The organism is Prosthecobacter sp., from assembly GCF_014879935.1.
In the GTDB taxonomy this organism is placed as follows: domain Bacteria; phylum Verrucomicrobiota; class Verrucomicrobiia; order Verrucomicrobiales; family Verrucomicrobiaceae; genus Prosthecobacter.
On sequence record NZ_JACSRD010000237.1, the window covers coordinates 1 to 10,752 of the forward strand.

The following is a 10,752-nucleotide window of genomic DNA, read 5'->3' on the forward strand; positions in this document are numbered from 1 at the left end:
CCGGACAGGTTAAAAACCTGTCCCACTCTCTTTCATACACCCGCGACATCCTCCCCATCCTCACCAAAGCAGGCTGCAACCTCGGCTCCTGCCATGCGAAGTCGAGTGGACAGGCTGGCTTCCGGCTTTCCATCTTCGCTTTCGACACGAAGAGCGATTTCATGGAGTTCGTGAACGATTCGCGTGGCCGTCGCGTGTTTCCCGCGCGGCCGGAGGACAGTCTGATTCTTCAAAAGGCGACCGTGCGTGTGCAGCATGAAGGCGGGCAGCGATTTGAGCCGGATTCCGAATGGGCGAAGACTGTGGCGGAGTGGATTCGCCAGGGCATGCCGTTTGAATTGCCGAATCAGCCGACACTGAATGAGATCGCCATCACGCCGGGCGAGAAAACGTATCGCAAGGGCGAGGAACTCGCGCTGAAGGTCACCGCGAAATACAGCGACGGCTCCACCCGCGATGTGACGGCGTTGGCGGATTACATTTCCTCCGAAAAGGCCATCGCGAGCGTGGACGAGGTCGGCAAAGTCAAAGCCTCGACCGAAAGCGGCGAGACGGTCATCGTGGCGCGTTACATGGGCCAGGTCGCCATCTCGCGCGTGGATGTGCCCGCCGAAAAACTGCTGCCCGCCGAGCGCTACGCGAAGCTGCCGGTGCGCAACGAGATCGACAAGCTCGTCTATGCCCGCCTGCAAAAGGTTGGTTATTTGCCAAGCGACACGTGCAGCGACGCGGAGTTCCTCCGCCGCACCTCGCTCGATGCCATCGGCATGCTGCCGAGCGTGGAGGAAACCCGCACCTTCCTGGCGGACAAAAATCCGTCGAAGTATGAGCAGTGGATCGATCAATTACTCGAACGCCCCGAGTGGGCCGATCACTGGGCCATCAAATGGGGCGATCTCATTCGTCCGAACCCATCGCGAGTCGGCGTGAAGCCGGTCTATTTGCTCGATCAGTGGATCCGGCAGAGTTTTCGCGAAAACAAGCCGTGGAACCGCTTCGTGACCGAACTCCTCACCGCTGAGGGCAACACGCACAAAAATGGCCCCGTGGCGATCTGGCGTGACAAACGCGAGCCCATCGACGCGGCGACCTTCATCGGCCAAATCTTCCTCGGGGTGCGTTTGGAATGCGCGAAGTGCCACCACCATCCGACGGAGAAGTGGGACCAGACGGACTACTACCAGATGGCCGCGTTCTTCACGCAGATGAAACGCAAGGGCCAGGGCATCTCCGCGCCGATCAGCGGCGAGCCGGAGCAGTGGTGGTTCGCGCCCGGCACGGCCAGCATCGAGCATCCCGTCACTAAAGTGTCGCTGAAGCCGCGTCCGCCTGCCGACAAGGAAATCCCCATCGCCGAATCGCAGGACCCGCGTGCCGTGCTGGCCGATTGGATGACGAACCCGAAGAATCCGCACTTTGCGCACGCCATCGTGAACCGCGTGTGGTCCAGCTTCATGGGCCGCGGCATCGTCGATCCGGTGGATGACTTCCGCGCGTCGAATCCGCCCACGAATCCCGCCTTGCTCGACTGGCTGGCCGCCGACTTCGTGCAGCACGGCTACGATTTGAAGCATCTCATGCGCACCATCATGCGCTCGCAGATTTACCGCCTCAGCAGCCTGCCAAACGAGACCAACGCGTCCGATTTGAAAAACTACAGCCGCAGCTACCGCCGCCGACTGCCCGCCGAAACGCTGCTCGATGCCGTCTGCGCCGTCACCGAGGTCAAAGAGACCTTCACCGGCCTGCCGCCCGATGCGCTCGCGAAGCAAACATGGAATCACAAGCTCGAAAGCCAGTTCATGGACGCCTTCGGCCGCCCCAACGCCAGCTCTGAATGCCCCTGCGAACGCGATGCCAAACCGAGCGTCGTGCAAGCCCTGCACCTCATGAACTCCACGAAACTGCAGGACATGCTCGTGAACGCCCAAGGCCGCGCCGCCCGCCTCGCCAAAAGCGACGCGAAGCCCGAGCAGATCGTCGAAGAACTCTACCTCGCCTGCTTCTCACGCCTCCCCGATGCCGAGGAGATGGCGATTGCACGCAAGGCGATTGATATCGGTGTGCAGAACCGGCAAGCAGGCATTGAGGACGTGCTGTGGAGCCTGCTGAACTCGGCGGAGTTTGTGTTTAATCATTGAGCCGGGCTTTTTTTCCGCATTCGCAAGAACCTCGTCCTGCGCTCGTAATTTGCGGGTCTTTTCCCCCGAAAGAATGTCACGCATCACCCACAACTGCGCTGGTCACAGGCGCCGCGATTTCCTGAAGCTCGGTCTGACCGCTGCTGGCGGCGGGCTGGGCTTCACCGATCTGCTCCGAGCTAAGGCGATGGCCGCTTCGGCACCGCAGCCTTCGATCGGCAAGCCGGTGAATTGCATTCTCATCTGGCTCGATGGCGGGCCGTCGCACTACGAGATGTTTGATCCGAAGCCGGACGCTCCCTCCGACATCCGCGGCGAGTACAAGCCGATCAAGACCAGCGTGCCCGGCGTGCATTTTTCCGAGAGTGTTCCTTATCTCGCGAAGGCGGCGGACAAATTCACCGTGCTGCGCAGTGTGACGCACAAGGATCCGAATCACGGCGGTGGCAATCACTACATGATGACCGGTGCGCCGACGCCGGTGCCGGTAGGCTGTGGGGCGTTTGTCACGTTCCATCCATCCTTCGGCAGCGTGGTGAGCTACAAGCGTGGCGTGCAAAACGGTCTCCCTGGCTACATGACGCTGCCGAGCATCACCCGCAGCGGTGGACCGAATTTCCTCGGGGACGAGCACGCTCCGTTCGTCGCTGGAGGCGATCCGAACTCGAAGGGCTTCAAGGTGCGCGATGTGGTGTTGCCTTCCGACATTTCCGAGGCGCGTGGCCTTTCGCGTCGCGAACTTCGCACGTCGCTGGATCGCATGAAGCGCCTGAATGACGCCGTTGTGGACGATCCGGCGGTGAGTTTTGACACCTTCTATGGCAAAGCGGTCGATTTGATCGCCTCGAAGCCCGCCCAAGAAGCCTTCGACATCAATCTGGAGGACGAAAAGACCCGCGACCTCTATGGACGCAACGATCTCGGCCAGCGCATGCTGTTGGCGCGACGTTTGGTCGAGGTGGGCGTGCCGTTTGTCACCGTGAACTACGGCGGGTGGGACCATCACCGTGAGCTCTTCAAGACCTGCAAAAGTGAGTTCATGCAGAAGTTTGACCAAGGACTGGCCGCTCTGATTACTGACCTGGAGCGTCGGGGCCTGCTGGAAAGCACGCTCGTCGTCGCTCTCGGCGAATTCGGCCGCACGCCGAAGATCAACAAGGACGGCGGTCGCGATCACTGGCCTGGCGCGATGAACATCCTCTTCGCGGGCGCAGGCGTGCCGCGTGGAGGCATTGTCGGTGCCACGGACCCCAAAGGTTACTACGCCAGCGAGAACATCTACTCGCCCGAGGACTTTGCGGTCACGCTTTACACAAAGCTGGGCATCGACCCGCACCAGATCCTTCACACCAACACCGGACGGCCTGTCCAGCTCATCAATGGCGGCCGGCCCATCCGTGAGTTGTTCGCGTGAGGCCGGTAGCAATGACGAATACTGAATGTCAAACGACGAGTGGCCGGAGGCTTCTGGCACTCGTCATTTTTCATATCATGGCGGCCATGCCATCGAGAGCTGCACCGCCGGGTTTTGAGAGCATTTTTCCTGCGGGCGGCCAAGCCGGTCAGCGTGTGGATCTCCTCGTTTCGGGCAAAAATCTGGAAAAGGATACCCCGCAGGCCTGGTGCAGCGACCCGAAGGTTGCCGTGCTGGCAGGAGACAAGCCGAAGAAGTTCGTGCTCGGCATCGGCGCTGACGTTCAGCCCGGCCCGTATCTCGTGCGCCTGTTCACGAACGAGGGTGTTTCGCCGCCACGCATCATCGAGATCGGCAAACTGCCCGAGCAGCTCGAAAAGGAGCCGAACGACGCTTTCGCTGCCGTGAAGACTGCCGCGCCCGCGATGAACGTGACGTTCAATGGCGTATTGGAAAAGGCGGGCGACGTGGACACCTACGCGTTGCGGGTTCAGAAGGGCAAAGTGGTGACACTGGAGCTGCATGGTTATGCGCTCGGCTCGCCGATGGACCCGGCGATGCGGCTGCTGAACGATCGCGGTGTCGAAATCGCGGGTGGCCATGACACGCACAATCTCGATCCACGCATCCAGCACACGCCCATCGCCGATGGCACGTTCTTCGTGCAGGTGTTCGCATTCGCGCATCCTCCGGCGGCCGATGTGGCACTCAAAGGCGGTGCCAGTCACGTTTATCGCCTCACAGCCACCGACGGGCCTGCCAAGGCACCACCAGCGGATGAACCAAAGGCATTGACGATTCCGGCGCTGGTGAACGGCTGCATCGCCAAGGCACGCGAAGAGGATGCCTACACCTTCGCCGCGAAGAAAGGCGACGATTGGCAGATCACCGTGCGCGCCCAGGCGCTGCGCAGTCCGCTGGACGCCACGCTGCGCATCGAAGACGCCGATGGGAAAGTGCTGCAGCAGGCCGATGACGGCGAGAAGGAGAACCTTGATCCCACTTTGCGCTGGAAGGCGGCGAAGGATGGCAGCTTCAAGCTCGTCGTGGTCGATCGTTTCCACCAAGGCAGCGCCGATCATGCCTACCAGCTCTCGGTGAAGCCGTTCACGCCATCACTTTCTGGCACGCTCGACACGCACGGCTATGAACTGGCCGCGGGCAAAACGGTCGAGGTGAAGCTCAATGTGAAGGCGACCGGCACCTACGCCGGAAAGATCCAGGCTCGGGCGGTGCAACTGCCTGCGGGTGTGACGGCGGATGCGGTGGATGTGCCTGCGAAGGGCGGCGATGTGAAACTGACACTGAAGGCCGCGCCAGAAGCCGCCGCAAGTCAGGCTCCCTTTGCCGTGGAGATCGTTACCAGCGCACCGGATGCCGTGCAGACCGTGCTGGCAAGTTATGCGATCCCTTTCACGGAACCGCGTGGCGATTTGCTCATTACCACGGACACGCGCCCGTGGCTCACGGTCACGGCGAAGAAGCCGTAGCCAGTCCCCAGCCACCGCCGCCGGGTGTTTCGATGACGACGCGGTCTCCAGCCTGAGCTTCAAAGCTGGTGCAACCGTCGAGCACGATGCTTGTGCCGTTCCTCGCCAACGTCTGGCGTCCCGGCTGGCCGCTTTGACCGCCATTGAGACCGAACGGAGCCTCCACGCGATGCTGGGTAAGCAAACTGACCGTGAGCGGCTTCACGAACTCGAATTCACGCACCACACCATCGCCGCCGTGCCATTGTCCCGCACCACCGGAGCCGCGACGGATCGCAAACCGACGCAACCGCACCGGATAGCGCTGCTCGATGATCTCAGGATCGGTGATGGCCGTGTTCGTCATGTGCGTGTGCAGCGCGGAGGCACCGTCGTGGCCTTCGCCCGCACCGGAGCCGCCTGCGATCGTTTCGTAGTAGCCGAAACTGCCGCCGCCGAAGAGGAAATTGTTCATCGTGCCCTGGCTGCAGGCCTGGAGGCGCAGCGCTTTGATCAAGGTGTCCACCAAGCGCTGGCTGACCTCGACATTGCCACCGACCACCGCAGGGCATTGCGCTGGATCTTCAACGAAGGCGGGGCTCAGTAGCGAAACAGGCGTGATGATCTCGACTGGATCGAGCAGGCCTTCGTTCAGCGGCAGGTCCTCCTGAAGCATGAGCCGCATCACATACAAAACAGCGCTGCGCACGATGGCCTGGGTCGCGTTTAGATTGCGCGGGTGCACGCCGCTTGTGCCGCTGAAGTCGATCACGAGCTTTTCCTCTGCCCGCCGCATCGAAACGACGATCTGCGAGCCATCGTCGAGCTTCTCCGTGGCGCTGATGCCATCCGGCAGCTTTTCGATCTGCCTGCGCATCACCTGGGCGGAGTGATCGAGGATGCTTTGCATCGATTCGAGCAGCGAATCGCCCGCGAGGGCCTGCAAACGCTCCACGCCGTGCAGATTGGCCGCGAGCTGTGCGTGCAGGTCGGCGAGGTTGTCGGCCAGATTGCGCGTGGGATGTGGCGCGGTGGTCAGCAATTCGCGAATCTCGTCGAAACAGGAGCTTCCGCCGCTAATGAGGTGTCGTGGGGCGATGACAACGCCTTCCTCGATCAAGCGCGTGGCATTGGCGGGCATCGAACCCGGTGTAATGCCGCCAATCTCGGCGTGGTGGGCACGATTGGCGATGTAGCCGATCAAGCGGCCGGTTTGATCGTGAACTGGCGTGATCAGCGTGACATCCGGCAGATGAGAACCGCCGAACGCGGGATGATTGGTAATGATCGTGTCGCCTGGCTGCATCGGCACGGCTTTGGCGACCTCACGCACGCACACGCCGAGAGCGCCGAGATGCACGGGAATGTGCGGAGCGCTGGAGAGCAGGCGGCCCTGCGGATCGAGCAGTGCGCAGGAAAAATCGAGTCGCTCGCGGATGTTCGTGGAGATCGCCGTGCGGCAGAGCAGGGCACCCATGTCGCTGACGATGGCGTGAAAACGATGGCGCAGCAGATCGCGTTCGAGAGCTGGTGGCGCGGATGAGGTTTCCGTCGTGCGGCTCAAAACGTGGCCGAAACCTTCGACATGCTCCACCTCCCAACCGGGAGCGACGACGATGGTGCTGAAGGCGTCCTGGATGAGGGATGGTGTTGGGACGATGGATTCGTTGCGTTGGAGAATGGGGGGGACGGGAGTCTCCCCCTCCTTGAGGATCATTCTGACGCTGACGAGTTCGATTTCGCGGCCCGCGGGTGGTGGGTAGCCGAAAAGACGCTGGTAGGCGTCGTGGTAGAGGCGTGGGAGATCGGCGGGATCGTCGAATTCGACCTGGAGCGGCGTGTCCTGGCCTTTGAGGCGCAGTTCGGCGATCTGGGTGGTGTTGTCGGACTGGTCAGACGAGTCCGACAGGTCGGACAAAAATGCGGTCAAAGAAATGCGGTGCTCTTTCTCGATGATGCGTTCGGGCACCGCTTCCTGCAAACCGACGGCGCTGAGGATGCCGGCGTGTTCGGGAACGAGGATGATTTTCATACCCAGCGACTCTGCGACCGCACAGGCATGCTGCGGTCCGGCTCCACCGAAGGCGAGAAGGGCGTGATCAGCCGGATCGTAGCCTTCACCAATGGAGATGCGGCGGATGGCGTCGGTTATGTGCTCGACGGCGAGACGCAGAAGCGCGTGCAGCAGGCCGCTTTCGCTCAGCGTGCCGTCGGTTTGCGCATGGAGTTCGCGCAGACGCTGTTTCGCGGCATCGACATCAAGCGGGATCGGCGCTTTGGCGGGATCGAAGCGACCGAGCAGAAGATTCACGTCCGTGATCGTCAGCGGACCGCCTTTGCCGTAACAGGCGGGGCCGGGATTCGAGCCGGCGCTCTCTGGGCCGACGGCGAGACCGTGATGAGTCATACGGCAGATCGATCCACCACCTGCGGCGACCGTTTCGATGGCGACGCAAGGTGCGAGAAGCTTCATGCCGGCGACATCCTGCCTGAAGCGATAACCCGGTCGGCCGTCGATGCGTGCCACGTCGGTGCTGGTGCCGCCCATGTCGAGCGTGATGATTTTGGTGATGCCAAGTCGGCGTGCTGCGTTCGCGGCACCGATGGCGCCGCCGGCTGGACCGCTGAGCAGCATGTCCTTGGGACGGATGTCTTCCGCTGTCTTGAGACCGCCGGCGCTGGTCATCACGCGCATGTCAGGCGAGACGCGACGGATGCCGTTGAGAAACGACTGCACGGGTGCGTGCAAATAAGCGTCCGCGACGGTGCTCTGCGCACGTGGCAGCAGTTTCGTGAACGCGGCGGTCTGGTGGGAGAGCGTGAGGTGCGTAAAGCCGCACTCACGCAGGATTTCCGCGACGCGAAGCTCATGTTGAGAGTGCGGATGGCCGTGAAGCAGACAAACGGCCGCCGTGGTGATGCCTTGGGCGATGCAATCGAGCGCGGCGACACGAACGGCGGCTTCATCGAGTGCTTCGAGCACGTCTCCCGTGACATCGAGCCGCTCCAGCACCTCGCAGATGACTTCATGGAAGATCGGGCGTGACTCATGTCGGAGAGCGAAGAGATCGGAGCGGCGTTGATCGCCGATTTGCAGCAGATCGCCGAAGCCTTTCGTGATGAAGAGTGCGATGCGGCCGCCTTTGCGTTCGAGCAGCGCATTCGTGGCGCGTGTCGTGGCGATGCGCAGGCTCAGCGGCGGGAAATCGTGACCTGGAGGCGTGTTGGTGAGAATGCGGGCACCGAGAACCGGCGCCTCCTCACCCGTGGTGAGTTCGAGGAGCGTTCCGGGCTGCCAGGTGACGGGTTGATCGAGCGTGATCGTGGATGTGGCGGCATCGAACGAGGTGATGACACGAGAATCTGATTCTGCGACTGCCTTGATGATGAATCCCGTGAGGAATGCGTCGGGAAGGGGAGGGAGACCTGATAGGCGGGCAGGAGTGCCCGCTTCACTCAAAACTGCCCGGAGGTGCCCGGTGGAGAGCACTTTGCACCGCGACTCGTGGCCCTGGGGATCGAGAGCGTGGCAGTCGGTGAAGGTGCCACCTGTGTCGGCCGCGATGCGCCATTTCACGGCTTCTTGGGCTGGTCTTTCGACGGATTCAGATCCATGTCAGGCACCCAGCGGAGTTCCTTGAAGGCGTCGTAGTAAGGCTCGCAATTCGGGCCTTTGAAGACGGCGACACCGCGCTGTACCCACTCGTTCGCCTTCGCTGCATCGCCGAGATCAAAGGCCAGCGCCGCTTTGCTGAAGTAGTAGGCGGGCGTGTCATCCATGAAGGTGAAGTTATCTGCGACGATCTGCTCCGCGGCCGGGCGGTGGCCGAGTTTCAGCTCACACAGAGCCCGTTTGTAGTGCACGAGGTGGCGGATGATCATCGGCAGCTTCGGGAAGTCAGCCGTGATCTTCGTGAAGGCCTGCAATGCGGCGTCGAACTCGTGCTTCACGAAGAAATACTCGGCGAGGTTGAACCTTGGCAGCGGGCTCTGCGGCTCAAGCTCGGCCGCTTTCTGAAACTGGGGCAGGGCGAGGTCGAAATCGCGGCGTCGGGGGGCCAGGTAGATGTCGCCACGCAGAGCGTAGATGTCGGCGAGGTTGGGGGCCAGTTTCTCGGCCTCATCCAGTTTTTCGAGGGCCTCGGAATAGCGATGCTCCAGACGCATCTTGCGGGCCTCCAGCAGGACTTTTTTCACCTCATCCGAGGCCTTCGGGCGCGGGGCTTCGGAGGTCTGGGCCAGGACGATTGAAGTGCCGAGGGTGAGGGAAAGGAACGATTTGAGCAGGCTCATGAGGTTGAAAACTAGTGCGTGTTTCGGTTTCAGGCAAGGCGTGTGCGCATGTCACGTTCGGCGCTGTCGCACATGCTGCGGAGGATTTCGGGGCTGATCCACTCGGCTCCAAGTGACAGAATTGTTTCACGCACCATGCCATCGGCCGAGACGACACGCATGGGGCGCTCGTCGGCGTATTTGGCGACGAGACGCTCGATGATGGTGTCCGCCGTGGTGCCGGGATCGGCGTAGATGATTTGCAGGCCTTCAGGTTCCCGCTCCTCGTTGGTGCCCTGCTTCGCACCGTCAAAAACGGCCACGACCTGCACGCCGGTCATGTCCTGCAGATTGCGCAGCCGTTTGAGCAACTCCGTGCGTGCCAGGTGCCGTCGAGAGGCCACACGGTGCTCCTTGCGCAGTTCCGGCCACGCGTGGATGACGCTGTGGCCGTCGATGAGCAGGTAGGTGGGCGGGGCGGGCATCGGGCGATCAGTTTCAAGTTTCAGGTTCCAAGTTTCAAGTGCGACGAGTGCTGCCCGGTCACTTGAAACTTTAAACATGAAAGTTGGAACTCCAGCTCAAGCCGGAATCGTCCGGGCCTTCTCGTATTCCTCGTTGATGAGGCAAAGATCGCCGAGGGCGGTCTTGAGCGGATCGATCTCCTTTGAGCTGAAGCCGAGGTGCAGGTGGCGGCGCCAGCCTTCGGCGAATTCAAACTTGCCGGAAAGGCGACCGACGGCCTGGGAGGCCTGATCCATGCTGATGAGGTAGGAATCCATGCCCTGTGAGACATCGAGCCAGTGTTTCTGGCTTTCGTGAGCAGCCAGCGCGTCGCGTTTGCGGGCGTGCACGGTCGTGGTGTCCACAAAGGAGCCTGCCATGAGCTTTTGCCGCAGCGGATCGCACAATCCGTGCGGCATGGCGTGATAAACGGTCACGTCGTGCGAGTAGGACGGCAGGTGTGGATCGGTCTGGAAGTTCGGGATGCCGTGCGCGAAGGCGGCGGTGACGGCCAGACGGCTGGCCGCCATGTGATCCTCCATGTAGTCCTGCGGCGAGTGAGTGAGAACGATGTCCGGCTTGGCCATGCGGACGACAGCGGCGACCTGACGTAGGTATTTCACATCGTAGGTCAGCTCCAGGTCATCGCAGATCGGCGGATAAAAAGTCGCTCCGAGGATGCGGGCGGCCTCTTTGCCTTCTTCGAGGCGTTTTTGGGTCGTGGCCGGCCCGTCCATCTGCACGGAGCCGCCGTTGCCGGTGCAGAGGTTGATGTAATGCAGATCCCAGCCGCGTTGCTGAAGCAGCAGCATGGTTCCGGCGGCGACGAACTCGATGTCGTCAGGATGGGCGAAGATGGCGAGGATGGAGGGCATGCGCGGGGATGACGAATGACGAATGACGAATGACGAATGACGAATGACGAATGACGAATGACGAATGACGAATGACG

At 61.7% G+C, this 10,752-nt stretch carries 7 protein-coding genes; 3 read left to right on the top strand and 4 right to left on the bottom strand.

Features of this window, described 5'->3' with window-relative positions:
• From IAE77_RS27180 to IAE77_RS27190, 3 genes are all read left to right on the top strand, one after another.
• The coding region (locus tag IAE77_RS27180; protein WP_294233741.1) for a DUF1553 domain-containing protein at positions 1-2,141 on the top strand (2,141 nt) is incomplete at its 5' end.
• A gap of 73 nt (positions 2,142-2,214) precedes the next feature.
• Positions 2,215-3,555 (top strand): DUF1501 domain-containing protein, encoded by a 1,341-nt coding sequence (locus tag IAE77_RS27185; RefSeq protein ID WP_294233743.1) that lies wholly within the window; start codon positions 2,215-2,217, stop codon positions 3,553-3,555.
• 86 nt (positions 3,556-3,641) lie between these two features.
• A complete protein-coding gene (locus tag IAE77_RS27190) occupies positions 3,642-5,045 on the top strand; it encodes a PPC domain-containing protein (RefSeq protein WP_294233745.1) in 1,404 nt (467 codons plus the stop codon).
• On the opposite strand, the gene IAE77_RS27195 is transcribed toward IAE77_RS27190, so the two are convergent.
• From IAE77_RS27195 to IAE77_RS27210, 4 genes are all read right to left on the bottom strand, one after another.
• Positions 5,026-8,601 carry a hydantoinase B/oxoprolinase family protein gene (locus IAE77_RS27195; RefSeq protein ID WP_294233747.1) on the bottom strand — a complete coding sequence of 1,192 codons (3,576 nt, stop codon included), beginning with the start codon at positions 8,599-8,601 and terminating at the stop codon, positions 5,026-5,028. The genes IAE77_RS27190 and IAE77_RS27195 overlap by 20 nt on opposite strands.
• Positions 8,598-9,317, bottom strand: a complete 720-nt coding sequence (locus IAE77_RS27200) for a tetratricopeptide repeat protein (RefSeq protein WP_294233749.1) — start codon at positions 9,315-9,317, stop codon at positions 8,598-8,600. The genes IAE77_RS27195 and IAE77_RS27200 overlap by 4 nt, the downstream gene beginning before the upstream one ends.
• Positions 9,318-9,346: 29 nt before the next feature.
• Entirely contained in the window at positions 9,347-9,781 is a 435-nt protein-coding gene (locus tag IAE77_RS27205; protein WP_294233750.1) for an NYN domain-containing protein, read from the bottom strand.
• Positions 9,782-9,877: 96 nt separating this feature from the next.
• The coding region (locus IAE77_RS27210; protein ID WP_294233752.1) for a PIG-L family deacetylase at positions 9,878-10,752 on the bottom strand (875 nt) is incomplete at its 5' end.